Source organism: Leptolyngbya sp. NK1-12, assembly GCF_032598965.1.
Lineage (GTDB): Bacteria > Cyanobacteriota > Cyanobacteriia > Elainellales > Elainellaceae > Elainella.
Genome location: NZ_CP053586.1, coordinates 703,629 through 722,240, shown reverse-complemented (window position 1 = coordinate 722,240; position 18,612 = coordinate 703,629). Strand labels below are relative to the sequence as shown.

General features: G+C 51.3%; 16 protein-coding genes. 7 read left to right on the top strand and 9 right to left on the bottom strand.

Annotation, left to right across the window (positions count from 1 at the left end):
* Window positions 1-239: 239 nt before the first annotated feature.
* Window positions 240-830: a CPBP family intramembrane glutamic endopeptidase gene (locus HJG54_RS02550; protein ID WP_316433169.1), complete on the top strand. Its 591-nt coding sequence runs from the start codon at window positions 240-242 to the stop codon at window positions 828-830.
* Here the strand turns inward: HJG54_RS02550 and cbiE are convergent.
* Window positions 810-2,117 carry a precorrin-6y C5,15-methyltransferase (decarboxylating) subunit CbiE gene (cbiE, locus tag HJG54_RS02545; RefSeq protein ID WP_316433168.1) on the bottom strand — a complete coding sequence of 436 codons (1,308 nt, stop codon included), beginning with the start codon at window positions 2,115-2,117 and terminating at the stop codon, window positions 810-812. The genes HJG54_RS02550 and cbiE overlap by 21 nt on opposite strands.
* 86 nt (window positions 2,118-2,203) lie before the next feature.
* Here cbiE and HJG54_RS02540 point away from each other — a divergent pair, with 86 nt between their 5' ends.
* Window positions 2,204-2,365 (top strand): twin-arginine translocase TatA/TatE family subunit, encoded by a 162-nt coding sequence (locus tag HJG54_RS02540; protein ID WP_036001460.1) that lies wholly within the window; start codon window positions 2,204-2,206, stop codon window positions 2,363-2,365.
* Between the two features lie 45 nt (window positions 2,366-2,410).
* Here HJG54_RS02540 and cphA read toward each other — a convergent pair whose 3' ends face one another.
* Together cphA and HJG54_RS02530 are read right to left on the bottom strand one after the other, a co-directional pair.
* The gene (gene cphA, locus HJG54_RS02535; RefSeq protein WP_316433166.1) at window positions 2,411-5,140 is read right to left on the bottom strand and encodes a cyanophycin synthetase; all 2,730 of its coding nucleotides are present in this window, start codon (window positions 5,138-5,140) and stop codon (window positions 2,411-2,413) included.
* Between the two features lie 393 nt (window positions 5,141-5,533).
* Window positions 5,534-6,349: a cyanophycinase gene (locus tag HJG54_RS02530; protein WP_316433164.1), complete on the bottom strand. Its 816-nt coding sequence runs from the start codon at window positions 6,347-6,349 to the stop codon at window positions 5,534-5,536.
* 865 nt (window positions 6,350-7,214) lie between these two features.
* On the opposite strand from HJG54_RS02530, the gene HJG54_RS02525 reads away from it, so the two are divergent.
* The 3 genes from HJG54_RS02525 (at window position 7,215) to HJG54_RS02515 (ending at window position 9,608) form a co-directional block, all read left to right on the top strand.
* The gene (locus HJG54_RS02525; protein WP_316433163.1) at window positions 7,215-8,096 is read left to right on the top strand and encodes a 4-hydroxybenzoate solanesyltransferase; all 882 of its coding nucleotides are present in this window, start codon (window positions 7,215-7,217) and stop codon (window positions 8,094-8,096) included.
* Between the two features lie 406 nt (window positions 8,097-8,502).
* Entirely contained in the window at window positions 8,503-9,171 is a 669-nt protein-coding gene (locus HJG54_RS02520; RefSeq protein WP_316433162.1) for a phosphoribosyltransferase, read from the top strand.
* 89 nt (window positions 9,172-9,260) lie between these two features.
* Window positions 9,261-9,608 carry an antibiotic biosynthesis monooxygenase gene (locus tag HJG54_RS02515; RefSeq protein WP_316433160.1) on the top strand — a complete coding sequence of 116 codons (348 nt, stop codon included), beginning with the start codon at window positions 9,261-9,263 and terminating at the stop codon, window positions 9,606-9,608.
* A 264-nt stretch (window positions 9,609-9,872) separates the two neighbouring features.
* On the opposite strand, the gene HJG54_RS02510 is transcribed toward HJG54_RS02515, so the two are convergent.
* From HJG54_RS02510 to HJG54_RS02495, 4 genes are all read right to left on the bottom strand, one after another.
* Complete coding sequence (locus HJG54_RS02510) at window positions 9,873-10,169, bottom strand: YkvA family protein (RefSeq protein ID WP_036001446.1); 297 nt, start codon at window positions 10,167-10,169, stop codon at window positions 9,873-9,875.
* A gap of 124 nt (window positions 10,170-10,293) precedes the next feature.
* Window positions 10,294-11,553, bottom strand: coding sequence for an FGGY-family carbohydrate kinase (locus HJG54_RS02505; RefSeq protein WP_316433159.1), 1,260 nt, complete (start codon window positions 11,551-11,553; stop codon window positions 10,294-10,296).
* 112 nt (window positions 11,554-11,665) lie between these two features.
* Window positions 11,666-12,652, bottom strand: coding sequence for an NADPH:quinone reductase (locus HJG54_RS02500; protein WP_316433158.1), 987 nt, complete (start codon window positions 12,650-12,652; stop codon window positions 11,666-11,668).
* A 168-nt stretch (window positions 12,653-12,820) separates the two neighbouring features.
* Window positions 12,821-13,456, bottom strand: a complete 636-nt coding sequence (locus HJG54_RS02495) for an FMN-dependent NADH-azoreductase (protein ID WP_316433157.1) — start codon at window positions 13,454-13,456, stop codon at window positions 12,821-12,823.
* 334 nt (window positions 13,457-13,790) lie between these two features.
* On the opposite strand from HJG54_RS02495, the gene HJG54_RS02490 reads away from it, so the two are divergent.
* Window positions 13,791-14,822: a GUN4 domain-containing protein gene (locus HJG54_RS02490; RefSeq protein WP_316433156.1), complete on the top strand. Its 1,032-nt coding sequence runs from the start codon at window positions 13,791-13,793 to the stop codon at window positions 14,820-14,822.
* Here HJG54_RS02490 and HJG54_RS02485 read toward each other — a convergent pair.
* Both HJG54_RS02485 and HJG54_RS02480 read right to left on the bottom strand, forming a co-directional pair.
* Window positions 14,819-16,621: an ABC transporter substrate-binding protein gene (locus tag HJG54_RS02485; RefSeq protein WP_316433155.1), complete on the bottom strand. Its 1,803-nt coding sequence runs from the start codon at window positions 16,619-16,621 to the stop codon at window positions 14,819-14,821. The genes HJG54_RS02490 and HJG54_RS02485 overlap by 4 nt on opposite strands.
* Before the next feature lie 61 nt (window positions 16,622-16,682).
* Complete coding sequence (locus tag HJG54_RS02480) at window positions 16,683-17,048, bottom strand: rhodanese-like domain-containing protein (RefSeq protein ID WP_316433154.1); 366 nt, start codon at window positions 17,046-17,048, stop codon at window positions 16,683-16,685.
* A 286-nt stretch (window positions 17,049-17,334) separates the two neighbouring features.
* Here HJG54_RS02480 and HJG54_RS02475 point away from each other — a divergent pair, with 286 nt between their 5' ends.
* Entirely contained in the window at window positions 17,335-18,456 is a 1,122-nt protein-coding gene (locus HJG54_RS02475; protein WP_316433153.1) for a ligand-binding sensor domain-containing protein, read from the top strand.
* The last annotated feature ends 156 nt before the right edge of the window (window positions 18,457-18,612 follow it).

Sequence of the window (18,612 nt, the reverse complement as noted above, 5' to 3'; positions counted from 1 at the left end):
TTAAGTGAGTTCATTTGACCCGAATTCCTTCGCTACTCGAGATTACTAGTTTCTTTGCGATTTGGCTCGGTTTGTGGTTACCGTTTGCTATTCCAAGCGCTATTAAACTAAATTGGCGACCATTTCAGCCCAGCACTGCTGCTCAAAAATTGCCTTTGCTGGCTTCGCTATATTTGCTTGCGCCTCTCGTACTGTGGGGCTTTTGTTGGGTTGAGGGTACTAGCTTTACAACCTACGGTATGTCCTTAGCAAAATCCCAGTTAGCAGCCGTAGGATGGGGTTTTGCCATTGGCAGTGCAAGCTTAGCGCTTTTATTTGCCGTGCAGTATGGCCTAGGTTGGCTTGATCAATCACCCACGCCTGAGGCAGAACCTCAAGCAGATTTAGGAGTCTACTGGCAGGTGCTGTTGATGTTAGGTTTAGCACTCTGGATCGGCTGGACAGAGGAATTGATCTTTCGCGGTTTTCTGCAGAATCAGCTCCAGCGAGACTTGCCGGTGTGGCTGGCAACTGCTGTGGCTAGTGGGATTTTTGCTCTGTTGCATGGCGTTTGGGAAGGAAAATCAGTCTTGCCTCAGCTCCCCGGTTTGTGGTTGATGGGAATGGTGCTGGTGCTGGCCCGTTGGGTGGATAGCGGGAATTTAGGTTTGGCCTGGGGACTACATGCTGGTTGGGTTTGGGTGATTGCGAGTCTCGATGCGCTATCCATTCATTCCAATAGCAAAGCTCCGGCTTGGCTGACCGGCTTAGCAGGTAAACCCTTAGCAGGAATTCTAGGGCTGCTATTTTTGCTGACCACTGGGCTGGGGTTAATTAGTTGGTTGCTCTGAGCGGCTGAGGATGACCAGCATGACTGGGTTTAAGGGTGAGAAACGGCTCAGATTGGCAACTGGTACTGAGCGAGCGAGCTGAATCTGGAGAAGCTGGTGTTGCCAAATCGGTTGACCTGCTAACCACTGCATCGTATCAGTCAGGTGCTCTAGGGTTGCCAGCGCTAGCACTATCCTGCCTCCTGGTTGGAGGTGCTGACTGCAATAGTTGAGAATCGGGACTAAATGGCCGCCACTGCCCCCAATAAAGATGCGATCCGGCGCGGGTAGATGGAGCAATGCATCAGGCGCAGCACTATGAATGGGAATTACATTTTCTACCTGAAAGCGCTGGCAGTTTTGCTGAATTAAACTCACCCCTGCTGCCGTCTGTTCGATGGCATAGACGTGACTTGTAGGACAGAGCCGCGCCATTTCAATCGCGACCGAGCCGGTCCCAGCCCCAATGTCCCAAACGATTTGCTGAGGTTGCAGCGCTAATTCACCCAGAGCCAGAATGCGGACTTCTCGCTTGGTCATGAGCCTAGGGCGGTCACTAAAGCTGAGGAAGTGGGAATCGGGGATGCCCAACAAAGGCAATTTCTCAGGGTTGAGCGATTGGCGTACCGTGTCCGGCAGCCGCAGCAGCACAACCACATTCAATGGGTCAAACGTTTGGGTCAGCAGGTCTTTTGGTCTAAAGGATTGCACCCGCTCTTGAGCACCGCCCAAATTTTCACAAACCCAGATTTGGTATTGAGTTGGATGATCGAGCTTCACTACCAAGTGGGCAATCTCGGCTGGAGTATTGGTGCCATCGGTCAGCACGGCAATTTTTTCGGCTCCCCGCTGTAGGGCTTTGGTCAACTCATCCAGTGAGCGTCCGTGGGCGCTAATTAACTGAGCATCTTGCCAAGGTTGCTTAATGCGGCTAAAAGCAAGCTGTACTGCGCTGAGGTGGGGATGGAACGTCAACCAATCCGCTGGCAACTCAGTCAGCAGCAGCCGCCCAAAACCAAAAAACAGGGGATCACCAGATGCCAACACTACAATTAACGGATTGGCCAACTTAGAGAGATCGGTCCGATCTGAGGCGACCACGCGGGAACGGATCTGGTCAATGACTAGGCGAAAATTAGTCAGAGGCAATTTCTCTGCCGCATGATTTGGAAAATAGCTGAGGTGACGTTCACTGCCAACTAGCAGTGTGGCATGCTCGATCAAGAGACGCAACGATTCGGTTAGACCATCTGCTCCATCTAAGCCAATCCCGACTACCTGCACTGGAGTAAGGGCTTGATTAGCCATCCATCTCAATTCCTCGCAACTCCCTTCATAGTTAAACCTTATAGTTAAAAAGGAATCACGTTCTAGACCACCGCGAGGAGACTGTCATGCTACATCTTGGTTGGGCAGAAGTGGGTTTAATTGCCCTGGCTGCGCTACTCTTTTTTGGTCCTAAAAAAATCCCTGAATTGGGCAATGCCCTAGGGAAAACTCTGCGTGGTTTTAAGGAAGAAGTCGGTAAATCAGACGAAGCCGACGCAGAAGAATAGGCCAACCGAAGGCGGCAGGCCCTTGGGGGTTAGGAAGAAAGAGCCTCAGCCCCCCGACTGGACATATTCTTGCGATTCGGCAGCCACAGCGCTATCCCTCACCGTTGATGAGGCGGCTTCTCCATTCATAGCGCCGATCGATGTGTGGGGCGGTAGGGCGAGTTCGGTCCGCGGATTGCGCGCTTCAATCAGCTTGATTGCCCGACTGACGCTTTCGGGAAAAATCACCACTAAACTGCCGGCTGGAGCCTTATCGAGGGCAGTATTGACAGCTGTGGTTTCATCCAGAATCACCTCGTAAGCTACCTGGGTCTGAGCAGCAGTGATTCCTTCCACAATCAAACGAGCGGCATCACCACGGGGACGCCCTCGGTTGTCGTCATCCTCCTTCACCAGAATCCGATCGAATATCTGGGCTGCCAGGGTACCCAGGACCACAAAATCTTCGTCACGCCGGTCACCAGGGCCGCCAACTACCCCAATCTTCTCGCCCGGCCAATTGCGGACAAAAGCGCCAATCGCTTCAAAGCTGTGCGGATTGTGGGCGTAGTCCACCATGGCATGGAAATGACCCAAGTTAAATAGGTTCATCCGTCCTGGCGTCTGGCCTACCGAGGCCTGGAAGGTCAGTAGGGCAGTGCGGATATCTTCAATCCGGATGCCGTGAGCAAAGGCAGCTAAACTCGCAGCCAGCGCATTGGCGATCATAAAGGGTGCCCGTCCTCCCATCGTAATCGGCACATTCACCGCTTGTTCAATTCGCAAGGTCCAATCGCCTTTCAGAATCGAGAGATAGCCATTTTCGTAGATGGCGGCTAACCCCCCCTGCTGGGTATGACTGCGAATCAAGGGACTATCAGCATTCATCGAGAAGTAGGCCACCTGCGCCCGCACCCGGCTTGCCATCGCCGCCACTAAGGGATCATCGGCATTGAGAATGGCATATCCGTTGGGCTGAACAGTCTCAACGACCACACTCTTGAGGTGGGCCAGATCTTCTACCGTATCAATATCGCCAATGCCCAAGTGGTCAGCAGCCACATTCAGCACAATCCCGATGTCGCACTCGCTAAAGCCCAAGCCAGAGCGCAAAATACCACCCCGTGCCGTTTCTAAAACCGCCACTTCCACCGTCGGATCCAGCAGAATTGTTTGAGCACTTTGGGGGCCGGTCGTATCGCCCTTCTCTACTAGATAGCCACCAATGTAGATGCCGTCGGTAGTGGTGTAGCCCACCGTGCGCCCCATCGATTTAAGAATATGGGCCAGCAGGCGGGTCGTGGTCGTTTTGCCGTTTGTACCAGTGACACAAAGCAGCGGAATTCGGCTGGGTGTACCAGGTGGAAACAGCATATCCAGCACTGGTTCGGCCACATTGCGGGGAATGCCTTCGCTGGGGCAGAAGTGCATCCGGAAGCCAGGGGCGGCATTCACTTCTACGATTACCCCATCCACTTCCCGCAGTGGTTTGGAAATATCGGAGGTGACAATATCGATACCAGCAATATCGAGGCCAATAATTTTGGCAACTCGCTGGGCAATCCAGACATTTTCGGGGTGAATTTCGTCGGTGCGGTCAATCGCCGTACCACCCGTGCTGAGGTTCGCCGTTGCTTTCAGGTAGCAAATTTCGTCACGATTAAGCACCGTATCCAGGTCGTACCCCTGACGCTCCAGCAGTTCCCAAGAGGTGCGGTCTAGTTCGATGCGCGTCAAGATGTTTTCGTGGCCATCGCCCCGGCGCGGATCGCGGTTTGTTTCATCGATTAGCTCTGAAATTGTAGATTTGCCATCTCCAACAACATGAGCTGGCACTCGCTCTGCTACCGCCACCACCTTGCCATTGACCACCAGTACTCGATGATCTCGCCCCCGGTAGTAGCGTTCCACAATCACGCCTTTCGACACCTCTTTGGCTGCATCATAGGCTTCTTCTGCCAATTCCCAAGTGTTGATGTTAATCGTGATTCCGCGTCCGTGGTTGCCGTCTAGCGGTTTAATCACAATCGGGAAGCCGCCCACATCCTCGATCGCCTGTTCCAATTCGTCTAGATAATAAATCACGGCACCCCGTGGAACCGGAATTCCAGCATCCCGCAAAATTCGCTTTGTTCCTTCCTTATCAGACGCTAGCTCTACCCCCAAAATGCCGGTGTTGCCGGTAAGGGTCGCCTGAATGCGCTTTTGGTGCACACCATAACCAAGCTGAATCAACGAGCGGGCGCTGAGGGGCAGCCAGGGAATTCCTCGGGTTTCAGCTTCTTTGACAATATTTTCAGTACTGGGGCCAAGGGCAGCCTGGGCCGCAAAATTCTGCAGGTCTTGGAGATCCTGCTCTAGTTCACTGCGCGGGTAACTACCCGTTTCGATAATGCTTTGGCAAAGCCGGACTGCCGCCCGTCCGGTATAGCGCCCTGCCTGCTCATCGACATATTGAAACACCACCTGATAAACGCCAGGATCTGAGGTTTCACGAGTGCGGCCAAACCCAACCGGCATGCCAGCCATTGTCTGTAGCTCTAGAGCCACATGCTCCACAACCTGCGCTAAGCTGGTGCCTCGACGAACTCTTTCTAGAAAACCATCTGGATCATCAGCAGACGTGAGTTCGGCTAAACTGGGGAGCACTTCTGCTAGCCCTTCGTAGAAGTCAGGAATTTGGTGGGTCGGGGTTGCTGCCAGACCTTCTAGATCGAGACGAATCACGATCAACTTATGATGACGAATACTCCAGTAATTCGGACCACGAAGGGTTTGAGTTTTGAGAATTTTCATAGGGTAATCGAATAAAAAGATGTTCTAGCGGCAGGACAGCAAGCGCAACACTAGTCTAGTCTTTAACCTCAGAAAGCACTAAACCGTTCACCACGAACAGTTTGGCCTGAGAACTTGCAAAAACTTCTCAGAAACAGATGGGCAAAATCAGCCATCGGCTGGGTGTAGTAGCAGCTCAACGGTCAGATCAAAAGGCAGGATTTTGCAAGATCATACCCCTTCAATTTAGATGAATAGGGGTGATTCAGTTGGCTTCTGAGGGTGTAACTTTCATTTTGACAGGTTATTTCCATAACGCCGTATCTTTCATCCTAAGTCGTCCCTCTGCTTAAATATCCTGTCTGTACTCTATTTTCCGTACTCCATTTAGAGTTAGGCATCAAGCGGCATCGATTAGCGGTTAGCCGGAACTACCTGACGTTTGTGCAGGTCATACCGATCGCCATGACTGAGAATATGCACCCGCAGGTTATGAATACTGATCGGATCGGTGGCGCTGATTTGAGCATAGTTGGTGTGGGATACGTCGGTAGGATCAACCACGGTGACAGTGCCTCTGCCAATCACCTGAAACGTGCCGTTGCCTTCAAACATGGCGCAGGTATCTTCATCGATGCCAATTCCCATCTTGTCGATGTTGGAAGCAACTGCACTGAGTAACCGCGCCATCCGATTCCGGTTGTGGAAATGCTGGTCCACAATCACCTCTGGAATGATCCCCAAACCTGTAGTCATATCAACCAGCGAACGATTGGGGGGTTCGCCACTGCCACCGCCCGCAATCATGTGATATCCCATCACGGCAGCTCCAGCGCTGGTTCCAGCCAGGGTAATTTCTCCCATCTGCGCCCGCATCCGCACGCGTTCCATAATCGGGGTGTCGGCCAGCAGACCACACAGCCGCAACTGGTCTCCGCCAGTCATAAACACGCCAGTGCAGTCTTCCACAAAGGCTTGCCAGACCGCATCTTCGCCATGCTCCCGCTCTCGGATATCCAGCACCTCGATGGCCTTGGCTCCCATCTCTTCAAAGATGTCATGGTAGCGGCTGCCAATCACGGTCGGCTCTCGCGAGGCAGAAGGAATAATCGCAATGCGAGCATCTGCACCTCCCGATCGCTGAAAGAAGGTTTGCAGAATTTGTCGTCCATGAATTTTATCTTCGGCTCCGCCAATCACTAAGACGGCTGTTTTCGTGGGCTGAGGCATCCTCTGCTCAAGGGGTTGTGAATCTAGTTGCAGCATCATATCGTTTCTGGACGACAATTTGGGCACTCGCTGAATTAATTGCTCCAGAAACCGACTGAACATGATGCCATTTCTATTCATTCGCTTACTTTACAGTCAAGTCCGCTTACTTTATCAAGGAGAGTAGTTGGCCTATCTCTACGGCTCTTGGAAACAATCTCAATCCTTTCTTAAATTATCCTAAAAGCAGAAGAAGTTCCTCAAAATCCTCAGAACCCAAGCGGCAAAAGGGTTAACCTGGTACAGACTTCTGAGACAGACTCAAGCTGTCCCTATTTAGCAGTCTGCTGGCGAGACCAATCGATGCAGAGACGAAGATCCCTTATTAGCCGTCTGCCTGTCTCTGCCATTCGTTCAGGAACTTCTACATCTCGATCAGCAGCTTGAGCGGGGCAAGAGTCTGCAAAAGTTTTTTGCAACAACCGTTTGCAGCAGTATTGCTGACAACCATTTCGTTTGATTATGGCTGACTTTGCCCCTTGGAATTGATGGTTCAGATACAGTCTGCCGCTTTGGCAGACCTGAGTTTACTAGGGTTTGCGACTCCAGTTTCTCTCTACAGGTTCCAATAGCGTTCTATATTTATTTGCTTTTCTTGATTTGGGAACCGGTTAACCGGCCAGTCAGGAATTTGGCAGTTTGATAGCTCAACCCTTGACGCTTTGAGAGGCTAAATAAAGACAAAATCTTCTTGCGGCCTATTTAAAAGGTTAAGAAGGTTAGACTTTTGTATAGACTACGGTGTGTAGACTACGATTGGTAGCCTCAGTTTTTTGTTGATTGAATTTTTTGTTGATTGAATCTGATTTAGATGTAACCTGCGCCCATGCTGACTCAGCCTTCTCAATCTGAACCTGTTTGGTTAACCGTTGCCCGACTGCTGCGCTGGGACAAACCGGCTGGCCGGCTGATTCTAATGATTCCAGCTCTGTGGGCTGTCGTCTTAGCTGCCAATGGAACCCCACCCTGGCAATTAGTGCTGGTAATTATTTTGGGAAGCTTAGCCACGAGTGCCGCTGGCTGTGTGGTGAATGACCTCTGGGACCGCGATATTGATCCACAGGTGGCCCGCACCCGCAATCGTCCCTTAGCGGCTCGTGCTCTTTCCATTAAAACCGGAATTGGCGTGGCTATCGTGGCCTTTGCTTGCGCTTGGGGGTTAGCTGCCTATCTAAATCCATTTAGTTTTTGGCTATGCGTAGCAGCAGTCCCATTCATTCTGCTCTATCCATTGGCGAAGCGCGTCTTTCCGGTACCGCAGTTGGTATTGTCGCTCTGCTGGGGATTCACGGTATTGATTAGCTGGAGTGCGGTGACCGCCGGTTTAGACCGAGCGGCTTGGCTGCTGTGGGGTGCGACCGTACTGTGGACGCTGGCCTTCGATACAGTTTACGCAATGGCCGACCGGGAGGACGACGAGCGAATTGGCGTCAATTCGAGCGCTCGCTTTTTTGGCGCACAGTCGCCGCTGGTGGTGGGCCTGTGCTTGGTGGGTAGTGTGTTGCTTTTGGTAGGAGAAGGGCTGACTACATCCTTGGGCTGGGGCTACTGGTTGGCACTGATTGGTGTGGGTGCTGGCTGGCTATGGCACTACTGGCAACTGCGTGCGTCACATCCCGACCCTAACCTGTATGGCCAAGTTTTCCGCCAAAATGTCTGGCTCGGCTTTGTTCTATTGATAGGTATGATTGTGGGTGCTCTGTTCTAACGATTCCGATGATTAGCTGTGCCTGCAACCGTAAAGAATATCCAAGGTTTTGATGCGCTTGAGGAAAATCGAGATAGCCTGAGGAAATATGGCTCCCTCTAGCCAACGCCTTTAGCGAGCCAACAGCCTTTGTCCATACTTCGATTGATCAATCTTTTGATTTCTATCAAAAGACAGGTCAAATTGGGATCGGCGGTGTTGAATTCAAACCTTCAGGTGGGGGTCTTCAAACAGGCTTTGGGTCACTATAAGTTTAGGTTACTAAGTTTGGGTCACTAAAGTTAAAGAGAAAATAGTTGAAGCGGAACCAATCGAGGAAACGCAAGTCCCACTCTCTTCCATAACGCCTCCCAGTACAGGTGAATCAGTACAGGTGAATCAGTACAGGCACAGGAGGTCCATCTCTATGAATTCCAAGTTTCATGACCGGGCCGAAGCAGGAAAATTACTGGCTGCCAAGCTAGCCAACTACGCCGATCGTTCGGGTGCTTTGGTGCTGGCCTTACCGCGAGGTGGGGTGCCAGTAGGATTTGAGATTGCCCAAACTTTAAATTTGCCGTTGGATATTTGCCTGGTTCGCAAGCTGGGGGTACCGGGGCAAGAAGAGCTGGCCATGGGAGCGATTGCTCCCGACGGCATCATGGTTCTCAATAACGACGTGCTGCGCAGTATGAAGATTTCGCGGCAAGCCTTGCTAGAAGTGGCTAGTCGTGAAAAACAGGAGCTAGACCGCCGGATGCAAGCCTACCGAGGCGACCGTCCCATTCCCCAGATCCGCGATCGGCTGATTATTTTAGTAGACGATGGTATCGCGACCAGTTCCACTCTCAGAGCAGCTATTACCGCGCTTCAAAAGCAGCATCCTCAAGGCATTGTTGTAGCCGCTCCGGTTGCTCCTGCGACCGTCTGTGAGGCTTTGAAGAATTTGGTCCAAGATGTCGTTTGTTTAGCCACACCTGAACCACTGTATTCGATTGGTATGTGGTACAAAGATTTTTCCCAGACTACGGATGAAGAGGTTTGTCGGTTGCTGAAGCAGGCGGCAGAAAATCAGGCAGAATGTTCGCTCGGTTGAAAATCTGAAGATAACCAGACAGTTCGCGGTTCAGTAATTGAGTTGCGGTAGACTGAAAGCCACTTGGTTGGTTTGCTGGAGAGGATACTATGTCGGATTTTCAAGATTTTTTAAAGCACAAGTTTGCCTACGTAGCCATTGGCGAATTTAAAGCAGGCAAGTTTGAAGAAGCTCAGCGGCTTTATGAGCAGGCAATTGCCACCTACGGAGAAGGCTTTCAAGGCACCTATTTAATGCAGGAACCGGGTACCGATCGCGGCATCGCAATTATTTTTTGGGAGAGCGCCGCCGATATGGAAGCCAATCGCAACGAGGCAAACGAAACTATTCTCAAGCAGATGGCTCCTTTATTCGCTAGCCATCCCATTACTTCATTTTGCGAAGTAGTTTGTGAGATTCAACCTGAAGATGAATCCGATGATCATTCGCTTAAGTAAGCTGAAAGTAGGGGTAAACTAATAACGAAACGCATTGGAATAAGAATGAGTGGAGATATAGGGGATATAACACTCACTAGCCCATGCAAGTACCCAACTACAGTCGATTAGCTAGCTAAGGCGAGACGGTTAGAGGCAGAGGCAGATGTTGCTTCCTGTTTCTGAAGAACCAATTGATGAACAGATTGGTAAACAGGTTGGAACAAAAGTAAACAATCAGACTGATGAACGATTGCTAGCATGGCGAATCTGCCTCATGCTTGATTAGTCAACCTGAACCGCATTAACATCCACCGAATCGGTAGACGCAGTTGATTGATCGGCAACCGCATCTGTATCTTTGCTTTTGACGGCTCTAATTCGCTCAATCAGAATCTGCGAAACTTCTGAAACCAACACCGTCAGAATCAATACATCATCGATTTGACCCACGATTGGGATAATGTCGGGCAATAGATCAATGGGGCTGAGCAGATAGAACAGCGTTCCTAGAATGATCAACCAGCGGTATTTGGAGTTGCGAATCAATTTGCGATACCAATCAGTAAACGAATTAGACATGGCGTGTTCCTCTCGATTTCCTCTTTATTCTGACAGGTGCAAGTTGACTGTAGAGTAACTTGCTTGGGGAGAGATCCGAATCGATTTTAGGGTAGAGAACCGATACGCTCCTAAGCTGGAATTACTAGCTGCTGCGTTGAGCCAGACGTGCAGTTCCGTAGGCCGCTTCAGTTTGAGCCGAAGGCAGCACCGGCACCTGCAGATGACGCGCACGTATGGCAGTCCAAGCTGGATTTTGGGCACCACCACCCGCTGTGTAAACTCGCGTTACGGGAGCCGCACCAAGCTGTTGCAGCAGTTGATAGCCTTGGGCTTCGATTCGAGCCATGCTTTCGAGGAGGCCATGCAAAAAAGCAACCGGCTGATCGGGGCGCGGTTCTAGACGAGGCGTGAGGGTTGGATCATTGATCGGAAAGCGTTCTCCGGGTTTCAGCAGCGGGTAATAATCCAACGAACTGGGCTGATCGGGCTGAATTTGCAGACTGAGCTGTTGCAGTTCCGCCTGGTTGAAAAACTGCTTGAGTACCGCCCCGCCTGTGTTAGATGCTCCTCCCACAAGCCAGCGATTGCCTAACCGATGGCTGTAAATGCCGTAGCGGGTGTCCTCAAGCCGAGTTTGACTTAGCAGTTTTAGCACCAGAGTTGAACCAAGCGAGGTCACGGCTTCTCCGAGTTGGCTGGCTCCACTGGCTAAAAAGGCAGCGATACTATCGGTTGTGCCAGCGCAGATCAGGCAGTCGGTCGGAATCTGAAATTGGGATGCCAGGGTAGGCCGAATTGGTGCAACAGCCTGACCCGGAGCCAAAACATCTGGCAAGTAAACTGGCAATTGCAGCCTCTGCAACCAGTCAGGATAGCGCAAATGCTCGATATCATAGCCCAGTTTCAGGGCATTATGGTAATCGCTGATGCCCAGTTTGCCGTGCAGCAAAAAAGCCAGCCAATCGGCCTGATGCAAAAAATAGGGCCGTTCGGTCTGGCTGTTAACTTTGATGCCTTGTTCTTTGATCCACCACAGCAGCTTTGCCAAACTCGATGTAGCGCTGATCACAGTATGCTGAGCCGGTGCAATTGCTCTAACCTGATCGAGTACGGCTGCTCCCCGGTCATCGTTGTACAAAATCGGCGCATCGAGGGGACGGCCAACCGTATCGCACAGCAGCACCGTAGAAGACGTGCCATTAATGGCAATAGCGCGTAAGGACTGGCGTAACGGGACAGGAAGCTGTTGGATCAGCTCAAATAGACTAGCTTGCCAAATAGTCGTCGTCTGCTGAGTAAAGGGCCGAGTGGCCTGGGACTGAATATCACCCTGCAGGTTGATTACGATGGCGCGTGCTCCGGAGGTGCCAAAGTCGATGCCGAGGAAGGTGGGGGAGGACATGGGGAGGTAGGGGAGATGGAGGAGATGCGGCTCGTGAGCCTCGCCGAACGAGGGGAGAGGAATGGTTGCTGGGAAGTGGTTGGGTTATTTGACCAATATCAGGGGGATGACATCAAAACTGAATGACAAGCTTGCCAGTTACAGTGCCGCTTTCCTGCATTTCATGGGCGGTAGCGATTTGGTCGAGGCTGTAGCGATGGGCGATTTGATGTTTCAGTATGCCTGTGGTCAGGCAAGTGGTGATGTCTTGAATAGCAGCGCGATGGGCTGCTTCGGACATAGCGTAGACCAGGACATAGTGCACCGTCAGGTTTTTGTAGATGAGCGAATAGAACGGGATTTGGGCGTTGAAATCAGAATCAGAGGCATAGGTGGCAATAACGCTATTGGTTTTCAATACTGCCAAATTCATACTCAAATTTCCGGCAAAATCCACCTCTACTACCCGATCAATTCCAGTTCTATGGCCGGTGATGTCCCGAATTTGTTCGACTACGTTTTCTGTTTTGTAATTGAGCACATGATCAGCCCCGGCTGCTCTAGCCGCTTTGGCTTTGACCTCAGAACTGACGGTAGTAATCACCTGAGCGCCTCCCCACTTGGCCAACTGCACGGCATAATAGCCCACCGCTCCAGCGCCTCCCGTAACCAACACCGTCTGCCCCTCAATCGCACCATCCTTGAACAAACAGTGATGGGCAGTCATGGCGGGGACTCCTAAACAGGCCGCTTCGGCAAAGTCGGTGGTCCCTGGCAGTGGCACAGCTTGGTTGCTGGGAACCACTACATATTCTGCAGCTGTGCCCATCGAGTGCGAAAAGGTGGCTTTATAGAGCCAAACCCGTTCACCGACTCGTTCAGGCGCAACTCCCTCTCCAACGGCTTCAATCACGCCCGCTCCATCATTGTGGGGAATCACCCGTGCCGATCGCATCTTTAACCCACCCCAACCGCTGCGCTGCTTTACATCGGACGGATTAATACCCGAAGCATGCACCCGAACGAGCACCTCCCCCGGGTTAACAGTAGGAACGGCGGTTTCGTCAACAATCAAAACTTCCCGTGCTGGCCCTAATCGCTCATACCATGCTGCTTTCATATAGTTTGCTGTTCCTGTTTCTTGAACTGTAATCAGCTGCGTGCCGCTATTTCATCCCAGTATTTCTGCATCCATAAAATTTCAAGTCACACAATCAAGACTGTTGCGATTACAGATTATTTAAGAAAAATTATTCATAAAAGCGTTGATCAATTTTGATCAAACTCTCTACCACTGCAGTGCCAAGGCATCGAGCGTTTGCTCTGCTTCAGCTAGGAACCGCTGTTGAATGTCAACCTCAGCAGCCAGATGATCAGCATGAACAAAGGTGATATCCGTGACGCCAAGAATTGCAAAGATGCTGCGCAGATAAGGCTCCTGAAAATCGCGTTCAGCTCGACCAGAATCAGAGCGGTAGCTGAATTTGCGCGTAGTGATCACCAATAGTTTTTTATTTTTTAATGCCCCCTCTGGATTGCCAGTTTGAAACGACACAGTCCGATCGCGACGAACAATCTGGTCAATATAGGCTTTGAAGCTGGAAGGAATGGTCAGGTTGTACATGGGAATGCCAAACACATAGCGCTCGGCAGTCACAAGTTCGTTGATGAACCGATCAGAGAGGGTCAGTGCGGCTTGCATCTCTGGCGTTCGCGAGGTGGGTTCTGCCTCGTAGGCCGCGGCCCAAAGCTCATCGATATGAGGAACTGGAAATCGACCAATGTCCCGATACAAAATCCGACTATTTGGGTTAGCTTGTTCCCATGTATCTACAAACCGTTGTGTCAATCGTCGCGAAAATGACTGTTGCAGACGAGGGCTAGAGTCTAGATGCAGCAGTAAGGGTCTCTGCGAAACGCTCATATCAGTGCTCCTTGCCCAACGTCCTGCTCTCACTTATACCGCTGATTGCCGAGGTTGCATCGACTAATTTGCTGCTCTGCCGCTTCCTGCGGCTTTCCAGTCAGGTTTTCCGAAATCCTGTATTCCTTCACTGAAGCTCTCCGTAGAAACTCGGACGAAATTTCAGGGTGTTCTTCAAATAACAATCTTCTGCGTGCATACCATCTACACCATCACTCGATAACGGTTTCGATAATCATCTAACGTCAACTGCTTAACGTCTGCATAAAAGCCAGCCTTTGCTCCTATAGAGTACTGATGCTGGGTTTCCTGAACGTCACTACTTTTTACACCTATGGCTACAGTAATTTCCACGGGTTCTGGGATTCTGGGATACCGTCTCGAAGCAGAAACAGCGTATTGCGAAGCGCTGGTGGAGCGCCTCAAAACCGGACATGCACCGTTTCAGGATGCCAAAGACTGGAAGCTTTCCCAGCGCTGGCACCAAAGATTGGTGAACTACACCCTAGACGAGAGCACCAAAACCAGAGTCGAACAGGAAGTTTACAAAAATATTTTGTTCTATTATCAACAGGTTGAAGAAACCTGCAAACAGCGCACTTGGCAAACTTCAAGACCCCAATTGCGACAAGTGCGAATTCGCCTCAATCTATCTAGAAGAACAGCGAGAGCGATCAATCTAGTAGTTCGTTGGACAATTTTTGACCAACAGCTATTTGCCGCTTTGCAACGAGAAAATTTTCCGCTCGCCTTAACACCTGCCAGCCAACAGCAATTGCGCCAATGGCAAGCGGCTTTAGTCATCCCCAACCGCAGAATTCCACCCGTTCAAATGCTGCGCTCTGGCCGAAACGCGAACTACACGCGGCTCTGGCGACGGCTGAATGAGCGAGATTGGCAGGCCGCTAATCACGAAACCCATGAATGTTTATTGACCGCCAGCGGCCAGCAAGGCAAAACCCTGCAGTTAATCGATGTGGCTCGCATTCCCAAGCAGGATTTGCAGACGATTGATCAGCTCTGGATTCAGTTTAGTACTGATCAGCAAGGCATTCCTCAGTTTGGCTTGAGTGTCCAATCCCGGATCTGGCAACAGGTGAGAGCGGCTAAGAAAGAGAATCTTGAAATATTTGCTCGGCTCGTAGGCTGGTACCGGATCAATTCCTGGATCAACTACGAATCGCTCGACTATTCCCTAGCAGCAGAACCGGGTCATCTCCCAGCCTTGCCCTATATGGGCTGGTGGTGTTGGGTGGGCGGTATGCAGGCGCTCATGGGACGCATGAGCGTGATTGCCCAGAATTCGTCTGGACCGGGAGCAACTGCTACCGATGCAACTATTGGTTCAAACCCGAAACCTGCTTAGTTCTCAGTGAGCTGCAGCTCATGAATATTCCACAGGGCACCGCCAAGGGCGGCATAGTTGACTCCCTGAATCCGGTTGCTGACTGCCGATAGCGATAGGGGATTGACCAGAAAAACTAGCGGCACATAGGTTTGCGCTAGTACTTGGGCTTCGGCATAGATGGCTTTGCGTTTTTCGTCATCGAGCTGCTGCCCACCCTGGACATAAAGACGACCCAGTGCTATTTCCCAATCGGCAAATTGCTGTCCTTCCAAAGGCGGCTGCCCAGGAGCAGGAGTTTGGTTAAACACATGCAGCCGGCCGTTGGGCGACCAAACATTGCGGCCTCCATCCGGCTCCACCCCCGCCCCAGAAAAACCAAGCAAAATTGCATCCCAGTCCAACGTGTCCGACATTTTGCTGACCAGCGTATTGAAGGCTATTGGCTGAAAGTCAACCTGAATGCCAATCTGGGCTAAATCCTGTTTGATTTGGGTCGCCATCGCCTCACGGATTTTGTTGCCCGCGTTGGTGATCAGCGAGAAACGCACCAGATTGCCCTCGGCATCCACTAACCGATTGGCGGCATCATACTTAAAGCCTGCCTGGAGTAATAGCTCTTTCGCTTTGGCCGGGTCATACTCATAGGTCGGCAGTCCCTTTTCTGGCGGAAAATAATAGGGGCTTTGAATATAGATCGGTGAATGCTGCGGCACTCCCAGACCTTTGTAGATATTGTTGATCATGGTGGGGCGGTCAATCGCGTGAGCTACCGCTCGGCGAAACTCTAGGGTATTAAACCAGCGCGACTTGATCGGATCGACGACCGGCTTGCCGTTGCGTTTACCCATATTGAGATTAAAGCTGAGGAACTGCGAGCTGAGGGCCGGACCACCTTCGTAAATCCTAAAATTACCGCGCTCTTCTTCCCGTTTGATCAGCGAAAAGGAATCGGGTGTTACGCCTTCTAAATCGACGCCACCGGCCCGAAACTGCATCAGCGACACATCGGTGGAAGCCACGATTTGAATAATGAATTGCTCAATATAGGGCTGCTGATTGCCCTGGGCGTCTTTGCGCCAGTAGTAGGGATTGCGCTCTAAAATCACCCGCTCACTTGGCTGATAGCTCTTGATCCGATAAGGGCCACTGCCAACAATCTGCTTCGGATCGCTATCGGTGCCCCAGGTTGACAAAAACTGCGGATTGCCTTCTGAGTCTAGGGTCGTAACCGTTTTCTCCAGCGCGTGTTTAGGTAAAAAAGCGCCACCTGCAAACCGCAGCAGCGGCGCAAAGGGTTCGGGTGCTGCGAATTCCACCCGCTGCTCATCTAGCTTGCGCACCGTAGGAAATATCCCTTCATCGCCAATCCGGAAAATATCTGCCGTACTGGTGGGAATTTTCTCGTTGAAAATAATGTCGGTGTAGGTAAAGACAATATCATCGACCGTAATCGGAGTGCCGTCCGACCACTTCAGTCCTGGTCGCAGTTTGTAGATAATTCGCTTTTGATCTGGGGAAATTTCCCACGATTCCGCTAGCCCAGGCTCTAGTTCCCCCGTCACTCCGTTGGTAGACAGCAGGCTATCGTATAGCAAGGCGATGATTTCAGAAGAGTTAGCGTCATCACTCGTGACGTAATTAAACGTTTTGGGTTCGCTAATCGTAGTTCTCACCAACCGAGGCACCTGGGCGGCCTGCGTGCGAAACTGACTTGGATTACAGGCCACCAGCGACAGGATTAATACCAGGGTCAATAGCAACGTCATTGCTTGCCTCAACCCCACATTCCATTTCAGCTTCAGCATTCCAGCGGTCATCTCCCCTGCGCTCGGCTTTCTGGATCATATCGCTAGGAAAGCCTGATAGGGGAAAGGAACCCTAAGCCACCACAAACCCCTTTTCGATCGGGTAGCCCATTGCTTTCCAGGCTGGTAGCCCGCCTTGCAGTTCCGAGATGTTGCAAAATCCAGCTTGACGAAGCTGTTGAGCCGCTAGTGCTGTGTCTTCGTCGGTATCGCTATAGAGGTAGATATCGCGATCGAGTTCCAGCGTGGCGCGGGCACGGCGAGTCAATTCGGGCATTGGCATATTGATGGCACCCAGAATATGACTGAACTGAAATTCATGGCGCTCGCGCACATCGATAATCGTCAAAGCTGGCTTACCCCAATCGAGACGAGCCTTCAGGTCATAGACACGAGATTTGGGCCGCAGAGGTGCAAGCGGCAAGATACCAAACAGCATAGGAATTCAACTGGCAACTGTGGGAGTTCCCTTGCAATGTAACAATATTTCTCAGGTTGCGCAAATTTTTATTGAGAAAATATTTACTGATTACTTAAGTTATGCATTCTTGACATTTGCAGTGAAATTAAATAAGCAATTGTACTCACTTCCGATGCGTCTCATCCCACCCATCTACTCTTCTGCCGATCGCGTTCCACAAAAATTCCTTAACACCGCGCTACGATTTTCTTCTCAGAATAGAATTAAAAAACGGTGTGGTTGGATTATTGGGTTGAACTAAATCATGGACGTGCCTAAACATCTTCGGGTTTTGCTTGGGTCTGGGCTGGTTGTAGCGACGTTGCCGCTGCTGAATCTACTTCAGAATCCACTGGCTACAGTCGCTCAACCGCCAGCTAGTCCTGCGACTCCAATCGCCAGTCCAATCGCCAGTCCAACCGAGTCACCGTCCCCCTCAGTTCCAGATCCGTCGCCCCGTCCCCCGTTGCCTCGACTGCTGCCCCGCCTCACGCCCCGGCCCACTCCGCCACCGCTGGAGCCAGACTATCGCGTTACAGCTCTACAACGGGATTTTCGTGGGAACCTTTGGGTCGGCTCTTGGCAAGGTTTGGCGAATCTGGACCCGAACACAGGCCGTATTTTAGAGCGGGTAAGTTTGCCGAATGTGGTCATTGGCGACATGGCCCAAGACCGAGTGGGTCGTGTTTGGGTTGGTACCTATACCGGCTTGCAGCGGGTTGATCCGCGCAGTAACGAAATTACGGCTCAGAACTTTGCCTTACCGTCTAACAAAGTCCTGTCGCTGCTCGTGGACCAACGTGGCTTCCTCTGGGTGGGCACCGACAAAGGCTTGGCCCTGATTAGCCCGGATGAAGGACTGCTGATGACTACTCTCCAGACTCTACCTGGAGAAAGTGCCAATGCTTTAGCCCTGGATCGGGCAGGTCAACTCTGGGTAGGAACGTTGGATGGCTTAGTGCAAGTGAATACGGCTAGCGCATTTATCATCAACCGCAGCGCCAATCTGCCGGGCGCAACAGTGCAGGCATTGGCTGTGGCTCCAGACGGCGATCTATGGGTTGGGACGCCGAGCCAGTTACTGGTGGTGGATCCCCAATCGGGCGATGTAGAGCGGTCAGTAACAGCCTTTCGTGGCAGAAGCATTACCTCGCTTCAGTTTGATGATCTCGGTTTTCTCTGGGTCGGTACAGACAATGGGTTATATGTGGTCAATCGCTACAATGGCGCTATCGTCAACGAGATTCCTGGACTACCCTCTGGGCGGATATTAGATGTGGCCACTAATACCGGCAACAAAACCTGGGTTGGCACTCGTGAGGGATTGGCCTGGGTCAGCCTGACAACAGGACGAGCTAGACCACACTTGGGCTTGAGCCGTCCTTGATTTTAGCTGGCCTTGAGCAGGCTGCCCCATTACTACTGAACTGGGCCGAACCGAGTATTTCTTTAGCTTTTCTTTTCAAGCTTGAAAAAAAAATTAAGTAAAGGCCGGTTCTTAATCCACTTATGTAAACATTTATTGCTAGATAAGCATAAATAC

Bases quoted from the DNA above. Each gene is read 5' to 3' on its own strand.
- HJG54_RS02550 (WP_316433169.1), top strand. From the start codon at position 240: ATGTCCTTAGCAAAATCCCAGTTAGCAGCCGTAGGATGGGGTTTTGCC.
- cbiE (WP_316433168.1), bottom strand. From the start codon at position 2,117: ATGGCTAATCAAGCCCTTACTCCAGTGCAGGTAGTCGGGATTGGCTTA.
- HJG54_RS02540 (WP_036001460.1), top strand. From the start codon at position 2,204: ATGCTACATCTTGGTTGGGCAGAAGTGGGTTTAATTGCCCTGGCTGCG.
- cphA (WP_316433166.1), bottom strand. From the start codon at position 5,140: ATGAAAATTCTCAAAACTCAAACCCTTCGTGGTCCGAATTACTGGAGT.
- HJG54_RS02530 (WP_316433164.1), bottom strand. From the start codon at position 6,349: ATGCCTCAGCCCACGAAAACAGCCGTCTTAGTGATTGGCGGAGCCGAA.
- HJG54_RS02525 (WP_316433163.1), top strand. From the start codon at position 7,215: ATGCTGACTCAGCCTTCTCAATCTGAACCTGTTTGGTTAACCGTTGCC.
- HJG54_RS02520 (WP_316433162.1), top strand. From the start codon at position 8,503: ATGAATTCCAAGTTTCATGACCGGGCCGAAGCAGGAAAATTACTGGCT.
- HJG54_RS02515 (WP_316433160.1), top strand. From the start codon at position 9,261: ATGTCGGATTTTCAAGATTTTTTAAAGCACAAGTTTGCCTACGTAGCC.
- HJG54_RS02510 (WP_036001446.1), bottom strand. From the start codon at position 10,169: ATGTCTAATTCGTTTACTGATTGGTATCGCAAATTGATTCGCAACTCC.
- HJG54_RS02505 (WP_316433159.1), bottom strand. From the start codon at position 11,553: ATGTCCTCCCCCACCTTCCTCGGCATCGACTTTGGCACCTCCGGAGCA.
- HJG54_RS02500 (WP_316433158.1), bottom strand. From the start codon at position 12,652: ATGAAAGCAGCATGGTATGAGCGATTAGGGCCAGCACGGGAAGTTTTG.
- HJG54_RS02495 (WP_316433157.1), bottom strand. From the start codon at position 13,456: ATGAGCGTTTCGCAGAGACCCTTACTGCTGCATCTAGACTCTAGCCCT.
- HJG54_RS02490 (WP_316433156.1), top strand. From the start codon at position 13,791: ATGGCTACAGTAATTTCCACGGGTTCTGGGATTCTGGGATACCGTCTC.
- HJG54_RS02485 (WP_316433155.1), bottom strand. From the start codon at position 16,621: ATGACCGCTGGAATGCTGAAGCTGAAATGGAATGTGGGGTTGAGGCAA.
- HJG54_RS02480 (WP_316433154.1), bottom strand. From the start codon at position 17,048: ATGCTGTTTGGTATCTTGCCGCTTGCACCTCTGCGGCCCAAATCTCGT.
- HJG54_RS02475 (WP_316433153.1), top strand. From the start codon at position 17,335: ATGGACGTGCCTAAACATCTTCGGGTTTTGCTTGGGTCTGGGCTGGTT.